This window comes from Campylobacter sp. IFREMER_LSEM_CL292 (assembly GCF_025771615.1).
Lineage (GTDB): Bacteria > Campylobacterota > Campylobacteria > Campylobacterales > Campylobacteraceae > Campylobacter_D > Campylobacter_D lari_D.
The window spans coordinates 281151-299116 of the sequence record NZ_JAKMQP010000001.1; the positions used below are offsets into that span (position 1 = coordinate 281151).

The 17966-nt window shown below is 29.7% G+C and carries 16 protein-coding genes, 1 pseudogene and 1 riboswitch; of the genes and pseudogenes, 8 read left to right on the plus strand and 9 right to left on the minus strand.

The annotated features are described in order from the left end of the window. A complete protein-coding gene (locus L8T82_RS01435) occupies positions 1 to 2094 on the minus strand; it encodes an RNA degradosome polyphosphate kinase (protein WP_263664387.1) in 2094 nt (697 codons plus the stop codon). 227 nt (positions 2095 to 2321) lie between these two features. On the opposite strand from L8T82_RS01435, the gene nrfH reads away from it, so the two are divergent. Together nrfH and L8T82_RS01445 are read left to right on the plus strand one after the other, a co-directional pair. Then, entirely contained in the window at positions 2322 to 2816 is a 495-nt protein-coding gene (gene nrfH / locus L8T82_RS01440; RefSeq protein ID WP_039618639.1) for a cytochrome c nitrite reductase small subunit, read from the plus strand. Between the two features lie 16 nt (positions 2817 to 2832). After that, on the plus strand, positions 2833 to 4650 hold the full coding sequence (locus tag L8T82_RS01445; protein WP_263725718.1) for an ammonia-forming cytochrome c nitrite reductase subunit c552: 1818 nt from the start codon (positions 2833 to 2835) through the stop codon (positions 4648 to 4650). A gap of 27 nt (positions 4651 to 4677) precedes the next feature. Here the strand turns inward: L8T82_RS01445 and thiC are convergent, their stop codons facing one another. The 3 genes from thiC to rpe form a co-directional block, all read right to left on the minus strand. Next, a complete protein-coding gene (gene thiC / locus L8T82_RS01450) occupies positions 4678 to 5976 on the minus strand; it encodes a phosphomethylpyrimidine synthase ThiC (protein WP_263725719.1) in 1299 nt (432 codons plus the stop codon). A gap of 43 nt (positions 5977 to 6019) precedes the next feature. After that, positions 6020 to 6124: riboswitch (TPP riboswitch) on the minus strand. A 32-nt stretch (positions 6125 to 6156) separates the two neighbouring features. Next, on the minus strand, positions 6157 to 6921 hold the full coding sequence (locus L8T82_RS01455; RefSeq protein ID WP_220566853.1) for a 3'-5' exonuclease: 765 nt from the start codon (positions 6919 to 6921) through the stop codon (positions 6157 to 6159). After that, on the minus strand, positions 6918 to 7565 hold the full coding sequence (gene rpe / locus L8T82_RS01460; RefSeq protein ID WP_263725720.1) for a ribulose-phosphate 3-epimerase: 648 nt from the start codon (positions 7563 to 7565) through the stop codon (positions 6918 to 6920). Before rpe ends, L8T82_RS01455 begins: the two co-directional genes overlap by 4 nt. Positions 7566 to 7707: 142 nt before the next feature. On the opposite strand from rpe, the gene rpmB reads away from it, so the two are divergent. From rpmB to L8T82_RS08015, 5 genes and pseudogenes are all read left to right on the plus strand, one after another. Then, positions 7708 to 7902: a 50S ribosomal protein L28 gene (rpmB, locus tag L8T82_RS01465; protein WP_012661734.1), complete on the plus strand. Its 195-nt coding sequence runs from the start codon at positions 7708 to 7710 to the stop codon at positions 7900 to 7902. Positions 7903 to 7927: 25 nt separating this feature from the next. Further along, positions 7928 to 9055: a potassium channel family protein gene (locus L8T82_RS01470; protein ID WP_220566855.1), complete on the plus strand. Its 1128-nt coding sequence runs from the start codon at positions 7928 to 7930 to the stop codon at positions 9053 to 9055. Positions 9056 to 9107: 52 nt separating this feature from the next. Further along, positions 9108 to 9323 (plus strand): YdcH family protein, encoded by a 216-nt coding sequence (locus L8T82_RS01475; RefSeq protein ID WP_133318720.1) that lies wholly within the window; start codon positions 9108 to 9110, stop codon positions 9321 to 9323. 431 nt (positions 9324 to 9754) lie between these two features. Continuing rightward, positions 9755 to 10039, plus strand: a pseudogene (locus L8T82_RS08010) (methyl-accepting chemotaxis protein); the annotation flags it as partial. 99 nt (positions 10040 to 10138) lie between these two features. Then, entirely contained in the window at positions 10139 to 10486 is a 348-nt protein-coding gene (locus tag L8T82_RS08015) for a CZB domain-containing protein (protein WP_404842196.1), read from the plus strand. A gap of 12 nt (positions 10487 to 10498) precedes the next feature. On the opposite strand, the gene L8T82_RS01485 is transcribed toward L8T82_RS08015, so the two are convergent. The 4 genes from L8T82_RS01485 to groES all read right to left on the minus strand — a co-directional run bounded on the left by L8T82_RS01485 (position 10499) and on the right by groES (position 14654). Beyond that, positions 10499 to 11068, minus strand: a complete 570-nt coding sequence (locus L8T82_RS01485) for an NUDIX domain-containing protein (RefSeq protein ID WP_263725721.1) — start codon at positions 11066 to 11068, stop codon at positions 10499 to 10501. Positions 11069 to 11087: 19 nt separating this feature from the next. After that, positions 11088 to 12677: a DUF262 domain-containing protein gene (locus L8T82_RS01490; RefSeq protein WP_263671272.1), complete on the minus strand. Its 1590-nt coding sequence runs from the start codon at positions 12675 to 12677 to the stop codon at positions 11088 to 11090. Positions 12678 to 12742: 65 nt separating this feature from the next. Continuing rightward, the gene (groL, locus tag L8T82_RS01495) at positions 12743 to 14380 is read right to left on the minus strand and encodes a chaperonin GroEL (RefSeq protein ID WP_263725722.1); all 1638 of its coding nucleotides are present in this window, start codon (positions 14378 to 14380) and stop codon (positions 12743 to 12745) included. A gap of 13 nt (positions 14381 to 14393) precedes the next feature. Next, entirely contained in the window at positions 14394 to 14654 is a 261-nt protein-coding gene (gene groES / locus L8T82_RS01500) for a co-chaperone GroES (protein ID WP_039626536.1), read from the minus strand. Between the two features lie 162 nt (positions 14655 to 14816). On the opposite strand from groES, the gene L8T82_RS01505 reads away from it, so the two are divergent. Next, complete coding sequence (locus L8T82_RS01505; protein WP_263725723.1) at positions 14817 to 17360, plus strand: hypothetical protein; 2544 nt, start codon at positions 14817 to 14819, stop codon at positions 17358 to 17360. Positions 17361 to 17391: 31 nt separating this feature from the next. Here the strand turns inward: L8T82_RS01505 and hpf are convergent, their stop codons facing one another. Continuing rightward, complete coding sequence (gene hpf / locus L8T82_RS01510) at positions 17392 to 17910, minus strand: ribosome hibernation-promoting factor, HPF/YfiA family (protein WP_220566860.1); 519 nt, start codon at positions 17908 to 17910, stop codon at positions 17392 to 17394. Positions 17911 to 17966: the final 56 nt, after the last annotated feature.

Genomic DNA, 17966 nt, shown 5'->3' on the forward strand with positions numbered 1-17966 from the left:
TTAGCTATCCCTAAAAAGCTTCGTTGCTAAGTGCGTCGCCCTGCTGTGATCAGTATCTTTTTTCAAGGTATTAAAAATTCTACTAATATACTCTTCTAAAGTTTGTTGAGAATTGTTGATTTTTTCTGTCTCATTTAAAATAACCTTACGATATCTTCCCTCGTTGTCTAACTCATAAGCTAAATCATTGTCGCTTAATTGTAGTTTTAAAATTTGAGCCAATTTTGCACGAGAATGCTCATCAAAAATAGGAGTCATTAATTCTAGTCTTCTTTCTAAATTCCTTGGCATCCAATCAGCGCTTGAAATAAAATAATTTGGTGTTGTATGTTTAAAATATAAAATTCTAGCATGCTCTAAATATTTTCCCACTATACTTCTAACTCTTATATTTTCACTATATCCTTTTACTCCAGGTCTTAAACAACAAATTCCACGCACAATAAGATCTATTTTAACACCTTTATTTGAAGCCTCATATAAAGCTTTAATCACATCACCATCTACCAAAGCATTCATTTTGGCTATGATTACTCCATCTTTTCCATAGCTTGCTTCAGTAGCTATCATATCTAAAATTCTTTCTTTGATTTGCTTTGGACTCATTGATAAAGTCTTTAAACGACGACTTTTGCTATATCCTGAAAGTATGTGAAAAAAAGTTGTAGTGTCTTGAGAATATTCTTCTTTTGAAGTAAAATAACTCACATCAGTATAAATTTTAGCTGAACTTGCATTGTAATTACCCGTACTTAAATGATTATAAATTTTTAATTTATCCCCTTCTTTTCTAATCACTTGAGCTACTTTTGCATGCACTTTAAAACCAGTGATTCCATATACCACATGAGCCCCTGCATTTTCTAATGATTTTGCCCAATGCAAGTTATTTTCCTCATCAAAACGCGCTTTTAATTCTACCATTACAGTAACTTGTTTGCCATCGCTTGCTGCATCAATTAAAGCTTGAACTATGTTTGAATTTTTTTCTACTCTATAAAGAGTCATTCTTATAGAAACAACCTTAGGATCTTTACTTGCCTCTTTGATAAATTGATATACAGGCTCAAAACTCTCATAAGGCTGTATAGCCAAAATATCTTGTTTATCTATTGCACTAAATATAGATACATTATCCCCAAAAGGTGGTAAAATTTTTGGTGTATACATAGGATTTAGCAAATGTGTAAATTCTTTGTTGGAAATGATTTGCCATAATGAAGCTAAATTTAAAAGTATATTATACTCATAAATATCTTTATGAAAAATATTCATATGAGAACTTAAAAATTCAATCAACTGCTCATCTGCGCCTTTTTCTATTTGCAAGCGTATAAAAGCACCTTTTCTACGAAGTTTTAAACCCTGCTCTAAAATCAACATAAAATCATCAGCTTCTTCTTCTTCTATTTCCATATCTGCATTTCTAGTTACTCTAAAAGCAGCAGAAGATAAGAGCTTATAGCCAGGAAAAATATGCTCAGTATGATAGCGTACTATACTTTCTATAGGCACATAAATATTAGAACTTACTTGATAAAATCTTGGTAAAACCCTAGGTATGCGTATCATGCCAAATTTTAAAAGTTCAGGGTGCATAGGATCACAAAGTTTTACCGCTAAAGAAAATGAAAGGTTATTTAAATGCGGAAAAGGATGAGTTGCATCAACTGCAATAGGCACTATCACAGGAAAAATATTAGAAAAAAAATGCTCATTACATTGCTGTTTTAAATCCTCATCAAGTTCTTCGTATGAGCGAATAAATAAATTTTCTTTTTCTAAATCTTGGGTAATTTTAGTAAAATACTGCTCTACTACATATTTTTCTTCATGTAGATAATTTCTAATAGCTTTAAGTTGCGCAAGAGGAGTCATTTCATCATTGCTTGTTGTGCTTATTCCTGCCACAAAAAGTTGTTTTAATCCAGCCACTCTTATCATATAAAACTCATCTAAATTTGTACAGTATATAGCAATAAATTTAAGTTTTTCAAGCAAAGGAAGATCTTTAGAGCATTGATCTAAAACACGAGAATTAAACGCAAGCCAAGAAAGTTCTCTGTTAATATACATTGATGGTTGAATTTGCATGATATACCTACCTTTATTTCTAGATATTTATATTTTAGTATTTCTTTCATTAAAATTTATTTTATTTGTATAATAGTAAATATAATTATATAAAAAAATAACACTTTTTTTATCTTATTAAAAAAATAATAAATGATTAATAAATATATATTTACTTTTTTACCTTTATGGTGTTATATAATTATACACAAGTTCTTGTAACTTAAACTTCATTCAAAGGAGAGACTTTGAAAAAAGCAAACTCAAAACTTTTTGCTGTTTTCCTCTTCTTACTTGTAATTTTAGCAGGAGTTGGAATGTATACTTTCCATAATGCTAAGGGCACTTCTTATTTTAGCGATGCTAGTGAAAGCTGTAATAATTGCCATATTATGAACGAGGTTTATAATGATTATTTAAAAGCTTCGCACTCTAAAGAAGTTGATGGTAAACCAAGAGCAACCTGTAATGATTGCCATTTGCCACATAGCTTTTTTGAAAAATGGATTGCTAAAGCTCAAAGTGGCTTAGGACATGCTTATGCATTTACTTTCAAACTAGATTCTTTACCTACACATTTGAGTGCAAATGCAAAAAGTAAAGAAATAGTCCAAAATAACTGTATAGAATGTCACAAAGAAATTGCGAGTAACACTATCAACCCTACCCTAGATCCACATAAAGATAATGCTTTAAGTTGTGTATCTTGCCACCAAGGTGTTGGTCATAAGAGAGGATTTTAAATGAAAGGAGTATTTAATGAATAACAAAGGCATTTTATATAGTGCTATAAGTGCTACTATAGTAGCTATTGCAGGTGTATTATGGCTTAATCAGGACATTACAGCTAAAACAAATGATTCAGTAGGTGGGATCATTTCACAAGAAATTGTAAAACTTGGTGATGAAAATCCTACTTTTGATTACTGGGGAAAGAACTTTCCTGATTATTTAGACATGCACACAGCAGTAGAAAAACAAACACCTAATGCAACAGAATTTGGTGGAAATTTAGCTTATTCAAAGCTTATTCGCTATCCACAACTAACTGTTCTTTGGGCAGGTTATCCATTTAGCATTGATGCCAATGAAGAAAGAGGACACTTTTGGGTTCAAGTAGATCAAATGGATACAGCTAGAAATAATAAAGATTTCTTAAATGCACATGGTTTTACAGGATTTGGCGGTCAACCAACAGCTTGTATGAACTGCCATAGCGGATGGACTCCATGGCTTTTAAACAACACTGCAAAAGGCGATTGGGTAGCATTTAACTCTGCAAAATATTGGACTATGGTTAAAACTATCCCAGCTGTAAATGGAGCTAAAGAAAACTCACCTGAACACAGCGGACCTCATGGTGGAAAAAGAATGGGTGTAACATGCGCAGATTGCCATAACCCAACAGATATGAGTTTAAGACTTACAAGACCAGCTTTAATTAAAGCATTAATTTCAAGAGGTTATGAAGCAGACGAAAAACAAGGCATTAAAGCTTCAAGAAGCGAAATGAGAACTTTAGTATGCTCTCAATGTCATGTTGAATACTACTTCAAACCAACAGGCGCTAAAGTGAAAACTATAGGCGAAAGTATTGCTAATGATAGTTCTAAAAAATGGTGGAATGGCACTCAAAAAACTTATGATGAGTTTGATTCTTGGAGAGATGGTAACAAGCCAGTTGAAATCGAAGTTGATGGTATAGAGCTAGCATTTCCATGGAGTGAGTGGAAAAAAGGCGAGCCATTTAGAATAGAAATGATTGATGATTATTATGAAAAAAATAGAGAAAATTTTCCAAGTGATTGGGTTCATAAAATCACAAAAGCACCAATGATTAAAATTCAACACCCAGAAAGCGAACTTTATAGTGGTGGAGTGCATGCTGCAAATGGTGTAAGTTGTGCAGATTGTCATATGCCTTATATTAGAAAAGGTGCAAAAAAAGTTACTAACCACAATATTACTTCACCTTTAGTTGATATTAACTCAGCTTGTAAAACTTGTCACACTCAAAGCGAAAGCTATCTAGCTAAACAAGTAAAAGATATTCAAAATTCAGTAGCTCATGATTTAAGAACAGCTGAATATTCTTTAGTAAGCTTGATTAAAGATGTAGAAACTATTCGTGCAGAACTTGGAAAAATGCCTAAATTTCAAACTGATAGCAAAGCAGATGATGCTAAAATTTCGGCTGAATTAAAAGAAGTATTAGAACTACATAGAAAATCTCAAATTAGAGCGGACTTTGTAGGTGCTGAAAACTCAACAGGTTTCCACAATCCTAGAGAAGCTTCAAGAATGCTTTTACAATCAGTTGATATGTCAAGACAAGGACAAACTAAGCTAGCAGAAATTGCGGCCAAAAATGGCATTAAAGATTTCAAAACTTCAAATTTAGGTTTTGAAGATATTCAAAAATTAAATCCAGGTGAAATTCACTATAAAGTAGATCTAAATGGCAATAAAGCAGGTGATCGCTACTATAAACACCAAGAAGTAAATGGTAATCCACCAGCAAAACTTCTTGAAGATGATAAAAATCTAAAACCTTATAATTATAAAGTAATAGATTAATCAAAATAAACCCTCACAATCGAGGGTTTATTCTTTTATCAAACTTACATCCTCACCTTTTAAAATTTTATTCATAGTATTCATAGCACACATTTTTCCACACATTGAACAAGAATTAAGCTCTTCAGGTTTTCTTTCATTAAACATTTTCTTAGCCTTTTCTCCATCAATTGCTAATTTAAACATTTTTTCCCAATCAATATCTTGTCTTGCTTTACTCATTTCATCATCTATTTTTCTTTCTTTGGGAAGCTTGGCTATATCTCCTGCATGAGCTGCTATTTTAGTTGCTACTATACCATCTCTTACATCTTCTAAATTTGGAAGTCTTAAATGTTCAGCAGGAGTTACATAACAAAGTATATCAGCGCCAGCTGCTGCTGCAACTGCTCCACCAATTGCTCCACTTATATGATCATATCCTGCACCTATATCAGTAACTAATGGTCCTAAAACATAAAATGGAGCTCCATTGCAAATTCTTTTTTCAAGTTGCATATTAGCTTCTATTTCGTTAATAGCCATATGACCGGGTCCTTCTATCATCACTTGTACATCTTGAGTCCATGCTCTTTTGGTTAGCAATGAAAGTTCTATAAGTTCAGCAATTTGAGCTCCATCACTTGCATCATGAGTACAACCAGGTCTTAGTGCATCACCCAAAGAAAGTGTCACATCAAATTCCTTACATATAGCAAGCAAATCATCATAATATTCATAGAATGGATTTTCAGCATCATTCATTTGCATCCAAGCATAAAGAACTGAACCTCCTCTTGAAACTATATTAGTAATCCTATCACACTCTTTAAAAACCCTAGCAGCACGAGAATTTATCCCTGCGTGAATTGTCATAAAATCCACTCCACTTTTAGCATGATGATATACTACATCTAAAAAATCTTTTGCTTTAATATCTTTTAAATCTTTTTCTAAAAAACCTACCGCATCATAAACAGGCACAGTACCTATCATAGCTTTTGAAGTAGCAATTAGCTCATCTCTAAAACGACTAGTTTTACCATAATTACTAAGATCCATAATAGCTTCTATATTAAATTTGTGAGCCAATTCTACCTTTTTCATCTCTTCACTATAATCTACACAATCATTTGAAACACCTAAATTCACATTTACCTTTGTTTTAAGTCCATAGCCAATACCATTTGGATCTAATGCTTTATGGTTGATATTTGCAGGAATGATGATTTTTCCACATGCTATATTTTCAAGTAAAAAACCTTCACTTACTTGTTCTTTTTGTGCAACAATTTGCATTTGCTTTGTGAAAATTCCTTCTTTTGCATAAGACATTTGAGTTTTCATTTGAATTTATCCTTGAAATAAATTTGGATAAATGAAGGGTATGTGAGTAGTTGATAAATTATCCCAACGCTAGCATTACCTAGTTCTGGTGCGGTCTAAGCTTTTAGCTTACTCTCAGCCTGTATCACAAGCTCCCGTCATTTATGCAAAAGAAGTATAGCAATAAATACAAAACAAAGTTTATTTTTTTGTTTGATTTTTAGCTTGCTTGCTAAAATGTAACAATTCTTCAGTAGTTTTAATGTAAAAAGGAATTTTTTTAAGACAGTATTTCAAAATTTCACTTGCGGCCAAAGCATCACTTAAAGCTCTATGATGCTTACTTTCAATACACAAAAACTCTTTTAGAGCATCAAGGCCGTATTTGGGACTTTCAATGCATTTTTTAGCTAAATCAATAGTACATAATCTTCTATTTAAAAGCACTCCAAAATCATTTTCATACATAGCTTTAGATATAAAATGATAATCAAAACGCACATTGTGTGCTACAAAAATGCTATCTTTTAAAAATAACTTAAAATCATTTAACACAGCTTTCAAAGAAGGAGCATTTTCTACCATATCTAAACTAATCCCAGTTAATTCTGTAATATTTTCAGGTATGCTTTCTACTTTTACAAAACTCTCAAATCTATCAATTTCTTTATAATTTTGAATTTTTACAGCACCTATTTCTAAAATTTGACCACTTTTTATCCCGCCAGTACTTTCAATATCTACAACACAAAATATCTCATCTTTTATTTTTGTATTTTTACTTTTTAAACACAAACAATTTTGTGCATTAAGCTCTACCCCTAGTCCTAAAAGCTCAAAAATATATAAATCAAAATCATAGTGGTTTAATTCTTCTATTTTTGCAAGTTCTCTTAAAACCCAAGGAAAAGGTTTATTTTCTTTGCTTAGTTTGATGATTAAATCATCGATTTGTTGTTGGCTCAAAATTCAAGCTTTAAAGAATTAATTGCTGTTTTTTTATCTTGCGAAGAAAAAATATAACTACCCGCGACCAAAATATCAGCTCCTGCTTCATCCAAATCAGGTGCATTTAAGCCATTTACCCCACCATCAACCTCTATAAAAACTTTAAGATTTTTCCTATCTATCATTTCTCTCAACTGGCGAATTTTATTATACACCAAAGGTAAAAAACTTTGCCCGCCAAAGCCTGGATTAACACTCATTAAAAGCACCATATCTACAAATTCTAAAATATATTCTATGCTTGAAACTGGAGTATGTGGATTTAATACAATAGCAGGATGAATGCCGTTTTTTCTTATATACTCACACACCCTAATAGGATGGTTTTCAGCTTCTAAATGAAAACTAATAAATTTTGGTTTCATAGGTATAAATAAATCTACAAAACTACTAACATTATGCACCATTAAATGCACATCTAAAGGTACTGAAGTAATTTTTGAAATATTTTCAATCACACAAGGACCAAAAGTAAGATTTGGCACAAAATGTCCATCCATCACATCAATGTGCAACAAATCAGCTCCCGCTTGAGATACTTCTTTAATCTCATTTTCTAAGTTTAAAAAATTTGCAGACAATAAACTTGGCGCTACATACATTATATATCTCCAATAAAATAAAAAATAATTTTATCATACTTATTATCAAATTTTCTTTATGTATTTTTAATAATATTTGATTTTTTTAAGCTTGCTTTAGATATAATGCTAAAAATTATTTTTATTTCATAAGGAAAAATTTATGTCAAGAATTTGCCAAATTACAGGAAAAGGACCTATGGTAGGTAACAATGTTAGCCATGCTAACAACAAAACTAAAAGACGCTTTTTGCCAAATTTAAGAACAGTTCGTATTACTTTAGAAGATGGAACTACTAGAAAAGTTAGAGTTGCTGCTTCAACTTTAAGAACACTTAAAAAACAGAGTAGCAAATAATCCTTAATATAAACGAGGAATTATTATGTCTTTTTTGAAAAAGCTACAAAAATTCCTCAATTGGTCCCCCTCTCCAAAACCTTCAATCAACCTCAATGACGAGCTTTACGAGCAGCTTAGATTTTTAAGAATCCCTCTTATTGCTGTCGTAATAATGACACTAATTGGAGCTTTTGGTTATATGCTTACAAGTAATTATAATCTCAATGATGCTATTTACCAAGCTGGTATGACATTTACCACTTTAGGCTACACTGAAGTCAATCCCATACCAACAGCGGGTAGAATTTTTACCGTTATATATGTATTATTAACTTTTACAATATTTACTTTTTGCATGGGTTTAGTGATAGAAATAGTAAAAAAAGGAATCTTGTCTAAAATAATCAAGGAGAGAAGAATGCTTCATAAAGTTGCAAGATTAAAAAATCATTTTGTAATATGCTATCACAATGATTTTACCATAGAACTAGCACAGCAATTCAAAGAAAATCACATTCCTTTTGTTGTTGTTGATGAAATAGAAAATTTTAGCGAGATAGCTGAAAAATATAATTATCCTTATTATATAGAAAGTGCTCCACATACAAATATAGCCTTTTTAAAGACCAATCTTTCTAGCGCAAAAGGTGTAATTACTCTTAGCAATAACATAGCAGATAATATAGCCATCATTGCTTCAGTGAGATTGTTTGAAAAAGAATTACAAAGAATCAATCCTTATTTTATACTAGCTAGCTCAAGCAATGAAGACGAAACTGAAAAACTAAAAAAACTTGGAGCAAATTCCATAGTTTCTGCTACAAAATTGGTCGCACAAAGACTTAGTGCTATGTCAGCAAGACCTGATATGGAAAATTTATTAGAAAATTATCTTTACAAAAAAAATAGCCCTATTGATTTAGAAGAGGTTAAAATTCCTGACGAGTCATGGGTAAGATTTAAAAGACTAAAAGAAATCCATTTAAGAGATATGGCAAATGTTAGCATAGTGGGAATTTTGGAAAATAAAAAATTTACCCCTATGCCAAGAGGAGACACTTTAATAGGCACTGGTGCAAAATTGTTAATCGTTGGTACAGCAGATAGTATAAAAATAGCTAAAAAGATTATTAAAAATAAACAAAAACCTGACGAGTTAAAATACATTTAACTTATTTAAGCTATAATCAATAACAATAAAATTTCAAAAAAAGGAGGCTTACATGCTACATGAATTTAGGGATTTAATCACCGAGTTAAAAGGCAAGGATATGCATTTTGATAAGTTGTTTGAAGAGCACAACAAACTTGATCACAAAATCAAAGATGCAGAAGAAGGTAGAATTCATCTAGATAGCTTAGAAATAGCAAATCTAAAGAAAGAAAAGTTAAAATTAAAGGATGAATTAAATACTTATTTATCAAATTATAAAAAATAATTTCTACCGATTTTTTTAACTTTTAAGGATTAAATATGTTTGGGAAAAAAAGTCAATTATCACAAGACTTTGAAAATTTACAAAATAAAATCAAAGAACTAGAAGAAGAAAACAAAAGACTTCTTTCAGAAAAACAAGAATTAATTAAAAATTATGAAAAACAACTTCAAGGAAATTGCGGAAAAACTGAACTTGAAACAAATCTTTTGGAAATGCTATTAAATGGTGTTTTAAAAGGTATTGCAAATGTTCAAAGTGATATGCAGGAAAATGTTAATAAAGCGGAAATGATTTCTCAATATTCTGATTCCTCTTTAAAAGATATGCAAGAGTTAAATTCAATAACTCACTCTATCATATCTTCACTTCAAAGCATTATAGAATCAGCTAATCGCTCAAGAGATACAGCGGGAAATTTACACCGCAGCGTTGATGAGATTACTAATGTTATTAACTTAATCAAAGATGTATCCGATCAAACCAATCTTTTAGCACTAAATGCCGCAATCGAAGCTGCTAGAGCAGGAGAACACGGCAGAGGCTTTGCTGTTGTTGCTGATGAAGTAAGAAAACTTGCTGAAAAAACACAAAAAGCAACTTCTGAAGTAGAATTAAATATTAACCTATTAAAACAAAATGCTGATGAGATGTATGGACAAAGTGAACAAGTAGAAAAAGTATCATTAGAATCTAATGAGCATATAGTAAAATTCTCTAGTAATTTTGCTCAATTAATTTCTAATGCAAATTCAACTAGTTCTCACGCTAAAAGCATTACCTCTGAAATATTCATATCACTAGCAAAACTAGATCATATTGCATTTAAATTAAATGGATATAATGAAATTATTCATGCTTCAGGAAAAACTTTATCTGATCATTTAAGTTGCAGACTTGCAAAATGGATTGCTGGTATTGGCAAGGAAAGATTTTCTGGCGGAAGAGCTTTTGGTAAGTTAAATTTACCACATCAAAAAGTACATGAAAATATGAACCAAGCCGTTGCTTTAGCACATAATGAAGATACAAGTGATAAACTAGTACAAAATCAAATTTTAGATAAATGCTCTAATGCTGAAAAGGCTTCTGAAGATTTATTTGGAATCTTTAAAGAAATGCTTGATGAAAAAGATCTAAATATTGAAAATAAAGAGGAAAAATAAAAAGAGGTAAGATTAATTCTTACCCTTAAACCATAAATACGCATACTCAAGTAAAGGAGTTTTTATAGGATTTTCTTTAGAAAACTTTTCAAAATCTTTTCTTTTTATCCATACTGCTTGGATATCTTCCCCCTCAATTCCACCACCCTTGCCAATTTTATCATTTTCATTAATTTCAGCAAAAAATAAAAATTGTCTACTAACACCTGAACCAAAACCTGTATAAAATTCTCCTATTTTTTCTACAACCTTAGGAGCATAACCTAGTTCTTCAATACATTCTTCTTTAGCTATTTCCTCTAAACTCAAATCTTTATCAACAAGACCTGAACAAAGCTCTATACTAAACCCCATCTCGTTTAAATTTAAGTTGTTGCGTTTTTGATAATCCCATAAAGGAATTCTAAATTGCTTTACAAAAATAAAAGAATCTTTTTGAGTATGATATAAAAAAACAGAAACACTATCTAATGCTTCTATAAAATCCCAAGTGTATTTTTTGTTATCTTTACCTATATAAGTATATCTTTTAGGTTTAATATATTTTGAGTTAGAAAATTGCTCTTCTTGTAAATTTTTCACTTTATGATACCTTTTGCAATTAAATTCTTTTTAAAATTTCTTCAGCTAACACATTAGCTCTTTTGTCTAAAAACAAATTATAGTCTACAAAATCATCGTGTATAATAAAATGAGATTTTAATGCCTCATCGATATTACTATTTTCTTTTTCAAAATATTTTATATACTCTTGAGGATTTCTATCCCTTATAATTCTTTTATTTAAATAATCATCCACTAGCGTTATGTTAGCTAATGCATTTGCATTATCGGTATTGTTTATTCTTTTCAAATATGCTTTTGGAAAAAAATGATGATAATTTTTAGAAGAAGCTATACTGAGATAAGAATTATCTAATCTTACTTTTGAATTGTCGCTAAATTTTTTAGGTTCATTATAAGCTAATATACAAAGAACTGCTTTATCAAAAGCATTTGATGATGAAAAATCTTCTTTTAAAAGTTCAATAAAATAATCTTTTTGTTTGTTTTGCAATGGTAATTCTTTATCAAAATTTACATTTATATTGTTTTTGATATTTTCAATTATTTTTATATCAGAATTTAATTTACTTTCAACAGAAGAAGAAAACCTCCAACTGATTGCACATCTAAAAAAATATCTTTCAATTTGTTTTAATTGAGTATTAGTTGGAGGTTTAAAATCATTAATTCTATAAAAATAAGCAATTGGAACTATTAAAACATAATAAGGCAAAAGTTTTGATACTTCTATTTTAAAATAATCTCTTATTTTATCAATCGCTAATTTTAATGCCTTAATTGTATTATCCCATTCATCTATAAATTGATTTTTATTTATAGATAAAATTGCACTTGTTTTAGAATTTTTTATTAAATTTAAAGATAATAATTGCAAAATAATAGTTTTATTTTCGGCTATTGTTTCATATGCACTAATTTCTAATTCTCTTATGAGATTATTATAACTATCTTCTAAATCAAATTTTTTATTTTCATCATAGACTTTAGCATTCATTATTTCAAATAATGTTAAATCTTTTCCCGTTGTATTAATTCTTGTAAAAATTTCAGTTATTCTTTCTATAGAAGTATCATCAATCTCTATAGTTGAAAATTCATACGATTTTATCCAATCTCTTATTTTTTCTATTTTATGTATTTTATCTAAGTCTTTATTAAAATTATTTACCAAATCCACAATAGAAGCATTCATTAAATCATAAAAACTTATATAATTTCCCTTGCCTTTTTCTATACTGCAAATTTCTTCATTTGTTTCAAGTTTATCTAAATTAATATAAAGTTCTTTGTAATCTTCTTTTTCTATTTGAACGCCATTTATGGCAAGATATAACGAAGTCATTCTTTGTTGGCCATCTAAAACATATAAAACAAAATCACCTTCTTTTATATCATTTAGAAAATAATTACCAATTTTTTTTAATGATCTTAACCTTTCTTTGGTTTTCCACAAAATAAAACTTCCTATAGGAAATCCCTTGATTAAGCTATCAATTAATTTAGCAACTTGCTCTTTTTTCCATACAAAATCCCTTTGAAATTTTGGAATTTGATAAAAACCTTCATTTATATTTCTAATTATATCTTCATACTTTCTTGTAATAGGTTTTGGTTGAATAAGCATTTTAACCTCAGAGATAATACAAATAAAGCAAGGAAAATCCTTGCTTTTAAAAAATTAAGAATGGGTTACATCATACCACCCATGCCACTCATACCACCCATGCCACTCATATCAGGCATAGCAGGTTTGTCTTCTTTAATTTCGCTAATTGTAGCTTCAGTTGTTAAAAGCATGCTAGCTACTGATACCGCATTAAGCAAGGCTACTCTTTCTACTTTAACAGGATCGATAATACCGCTTTCAAGCATATTTACATATTCACCTTTTGCAGCATCAAAACCAGTATTTTCTTCTTTACTATTTTCTACTGTATTTACAACTACACCAGCATCAAATCCAGCATTTTCAGCAATTTGTCTTAAAGGTGCTCTTAATGCTCTTTCTACAATAGCTGCACCAATAGCTTCATCACCTTGCAAATTCAAGCTGATTTTTGATTTTGCTTTGATTAATGCAGCACCACCACCTATTACTATACCTTCTTCAACTGCAGCTTTTGTAGCACTTAATGCATCATCAACTCTATCTTTTTTCTCTTTCATTTCAGTTTCAGTAGCCGCACCAACTTTAATCACCGCTACACCACCGCTTAATTTAGCTAATCTTTCTTGTAATTTTTCTCTATCATAATCTGAACTTGTTTCAGCAATTTGAGCTTTGATTTGGTTAATTCTTGCATCAATATTTGCTTTTTCACCTGCGCCATTTACAATAGTTGTATTGTCTTTATCAATAATCACGCTTGAAGCTTGACCTAAATCTTGAATACTAGCACTTTCTAAAGTTCTTCCAAGCTCTTCAGAGATCACTTCACCACCTGTTAAAATAGCAATATCTTCAAGCATAGCTTTTCTTCTATCGCCAAAGCCAGGAGCTTTAACTGCTGAAATATTTAAAACACCTCTTAATTTATTTACAACTAAAGTTGCCAAAGCTTCGCCTTCAATGTCTTCAGCTATAATTAAAAGTGGTTTTCCTGTTTTTTGAATTTGTTCTAAAATTGGTAATAAATCTTTTAAGTTGGCAATTTTTTTATCAAATAACAAAATAAAAGGATTTTGCAATTCAGCTGTCATTTTTTCAGTATTTGTAATGAAATATGGGCTTAAATAACCTCTATCAAATTGCATACCTTCAACTACATTTAATTCATCATTGATTGATTTTGCTTCTTCAACAGTGATAACACCATCTTTTCCAACTTTTTCCATAGCATCAGCGATTAAATTTCCGATTTTCTCGTCTGAATTTGCAGAAATTGTCGCAACTTGAGCTATTTCTTTTTTATCTTTAACTTCACGAGAAAGTTTTTTAAGTTCAGCTACTATAGCTTCGCAAGCTTTATCCATACCTCTTTTAACTTCGATAGGATTAGCACCTGCTGTAATATTTCTCAAACCTTCTTTAAAAATAGCATGTGCTAAAACTGTTGCTGTTGTTGTTCCATCGCCTGCTTGATCAGCTGTTTTACTAGCTACTTCCCTAACTAAAGAAGCACCCATATTTTCTAAAGAATCTTTTAATTCCACTTCTTTAGCTACACTCACACCATCTTTTGTGATAGTTGGAGCACCAAAACTTTTTTGGATTAATACATTACGGCCGCGTGGTCCCATAGTGACTTTTACAGCATCATTAAGTTTTTTAACACCTTCATAAAGTTTATTTCTTGCTTCATCTGAAAAAAATATTTCTTTTGCCATTTTTTATCCTTTTTTATTTAATAATCCCTAAAACATCTTCAACATTAAGAACTAAATACTCTTCATTATCAAGTTTAATTTCAGTTCCACCGTATTTTGCAAACATTACTTTATCATTTACCTTAATATCTTCTATTTCTTTGCTTACTGCAACAACTTCACCATTTAATGGTTTTTCTTTAGCATTATCTGGTATAATAATCCCAGAAGCAGTAGTTTTCATTTCTTCTAAGCGTTTTACTAAAATACGCTTTCCTAGAGGTTGAAAATTCATTTTTTATCCTTTCTAAAATGTGCCATTTTTAGCACTCTTTGTTTTTGAGTGATAGAATTATACATTAAAGAAAGTTAATTGTCAATAAATTAAGTAAAATATATCATATAAGTTTAGTCTATATCACTAAATTTATATGATATATCATTATAAAGGTTTCTCATGAAAAAAATTCTTTACATTCTTTTAGGTGTAGCGTGTATAGCATTTCTAGCTATATATACATTATTATTTACAAGCATGGGTAATGCTTTTTTAAAGCCAAGAATCGAAACGATTATTGCTCAAAAAAGCGGTATGAATGTTAAATTTGAAAATTTTAAAATTAGTTTTTCACAACTTGACATTAAAGCAAATATTGATGATAAATTTTTTGCTAACATAGAAGGTGGTATATCACCTTTAAGACTAGGATTTGATTTAAACTATCTTTTAGGACTCAAACAAAATTATATTCAAGAACTTGGCTTAAAAAGCGATAAAGATTTTACATTTAAGGGCAATGTTGTAGGTAAAAGTAGTAATTTTTCAGTAAAAGGCAATGGATTTTTGTTTGATTCTAATCTTAGCTTAGATGCAAAAATTGTTGATTTTTCTCCTATAAATCTTGAATTTATTGGCAAAAATATAGATTTGGCTCAAATTTTAGATTTTGCTAATCTACCAAGATATGCTCAAGGAAAAATTAGTATTATAAGCGATATACAAGCTAAAAATTTAAAACCAAATGGTAATGCTTTGATTAATTTTTACACAAGTTCTATCAACAATACTCTAATTGAAAAAGATTTTAATCTAAGCTTACCAAAACAAAGCTATATAAAGGGTGAAATAAGATCTTTAATCCAAAACAATGAAGTTATTTCTAAAAGTGAAATTTTAAGCAACTTCTTCAAACTTTATACACAAAAAAGCATTTATGATATAGCAAAACAAAGCTTAACTAGTGATTTTGATATCAAAATAGATGATTTTAATCAATTTTCATCTCTAGCTAAAATGAAACTCCAAGGCAAAAGTCAAATTCAAGGTAATTTACTTTTTGCAAACAATCAATTACAAAGATTAGATGCTAACTTGCTTGGATTTGGTGGTAGCTTAAAAGCTGTTTTAGAAAATAATAATCTTAATATCAATACAACTAATATAGAAGTAGCAGAACTTTTAAAGACTATCTCTATGCCTGCTTTTATTAATTCTAAATTAGTTTTAGATTTAAAAGCACAAGGGCTTGATTTTAAAAATTTCAATCTAAATACTAGGTTAAATAATGCAAATATAAATGTTATAGAATTTAAAAAACTAAGTAATCTTGATTTTCCAAAAACAACTTTTAACTTACAAGCTAAAGCAAATGCGAAAAATTCTTTAATTGATTATGAAGCTTTACTTGATTCAAACATAGCAAAAATACCTCAACTAAAAGGCTCATATAATCTTACAAACAAAGATTTAAATGCACAAATTAGTGCTTTTGTAGATAATCTTAATAAATTAAAACCTTTAACCAAACAAGATCTCAATGGACCTTTAAATTTAGATGCCAAAGTTGATCTTAAAGCAAATCAAATTCAAAATCTTGATGCAAATATTAAAATCATGCAAGGGCTTATCAATGCAAAATCCAATGGAAAAAGTTTACAAGCAAAGATTGATAATATAAAATTAGAACAACTTTTTCCTTTGATAGGACAAAAAGTTTTAGCATTTGGTAATGTAAATGCAGATATTGACTTAAAGTCACTTGATTTTAACAATATTAATGGTGATTTTAAAGCAAATATTAATTCTTCTTTTAATGAAGTAGAATTATCCAAGCTTTTAGAGAAAAAATTTCCAAAGAATACTTCAGCAAAAATCAATCTTGATGGAAAAATTTCTAAATCAATCATTGATTTTAACGCTAAAGTTTTAAGTTCATTTGCAAATATTAATTCATTAAAAGGTAAATTTGATCTTAATCAAATGGCTCTAGCAAGCACTTATAATATATCATTACAAGATTTTTCTAAGTTAGGATTTTTAGTTGATAGAAACTTAAAAGGCAAGGCTGATTTTGAAGGAAAATTTGATTTTAAAAACGCTTTAATAGATGCAAGTATTAATAGTAAAAATATATTTAACGGCTCGTTAAATGCCACTTTAAAAAATAATATTTTTAACGCTAAAATGCAAAATACCGATCTTTCAAATTTAACTCAAAGCTTAGATTTACCTGATTATTATCAAGCAAAATCAAATTTAAGTATTGACTATAATCTTTTAAAAGAAAGTGGTGTGGTGCTAATGAATTTAGCCGATGGGCAACTTAAGAAAAATCTCATCACTGGTGCTTTAATGTTATTTTTACAAAAAGATATCACTCAAGATGTATATCGCAACGGTGAAGCCAAAATAAACATCAACAAAAATCTTATAGATTTAAATTTAAACCTAGTGGCTGATAGAAGCAATATAAATATTAGCAAAGGTAAGGTTGATATAAAAAGTACCAAATTAAATATTCCTTTTAATATCGTCATTGATAGAGCAAACTTCAAAGGTACTATAAAAGGAACAACACAAGATCCTAAAGTAAGTCTTGATACAAAAAGTGTTGTAAATTCCATTGTTAATACAATAGGTGGAAATGCTAGTGATGGTGCTAAAAATACGGGTAAAAAAGTAGATCAAGCAATAGATAAAATCTTTAACAAACTCTTCTAATACATCTAGCCTTTAAAAAAGGCTAGATTTTTTAAAATAAACCAAATTTACCATCTTTTTTCTTATATAACACTCTCATTTTTGCATCTATGTCATTAAAAACTAAAAATATATCTTTACTTGCTTTTAATTTTTCCAACGCTTCTTCAATTTCCAAAGGCTTATATAGCTCAAGTTCTGTTGGAACTATCTCATCTTCCTCAATCAAGCTCGGTAATACTAAATTTTCTTTTATCTCATCTTGATGTTTATGGGTAATATTTTTATCATGCAATCTTCTTAAAACCTTAGAAATTCTATCAGTAGCTAAATCTATAGCAGCGTATAAGTCTTTATCTTTTTGCTTTACAACCACTGTATTAATACCGGCTAGATTAATGCTAAATTCAGCCCAAAATCCTTTCTTTCCATGCCTTTCATCAGCACTTATAACACAACGCGCAGAAATCACATCTAAGCCATATTTACTTAAAGCATCAAAGCTTTTTTCCACATACTCTTTTATAGACTCAGTTAGCTCAAATTGCTTTCCAACTATACTTGTATTCATTACTTCTCCTTTTTATGAAGTTAAATACATTATAGCACTTTAATCGTAAAAAAATA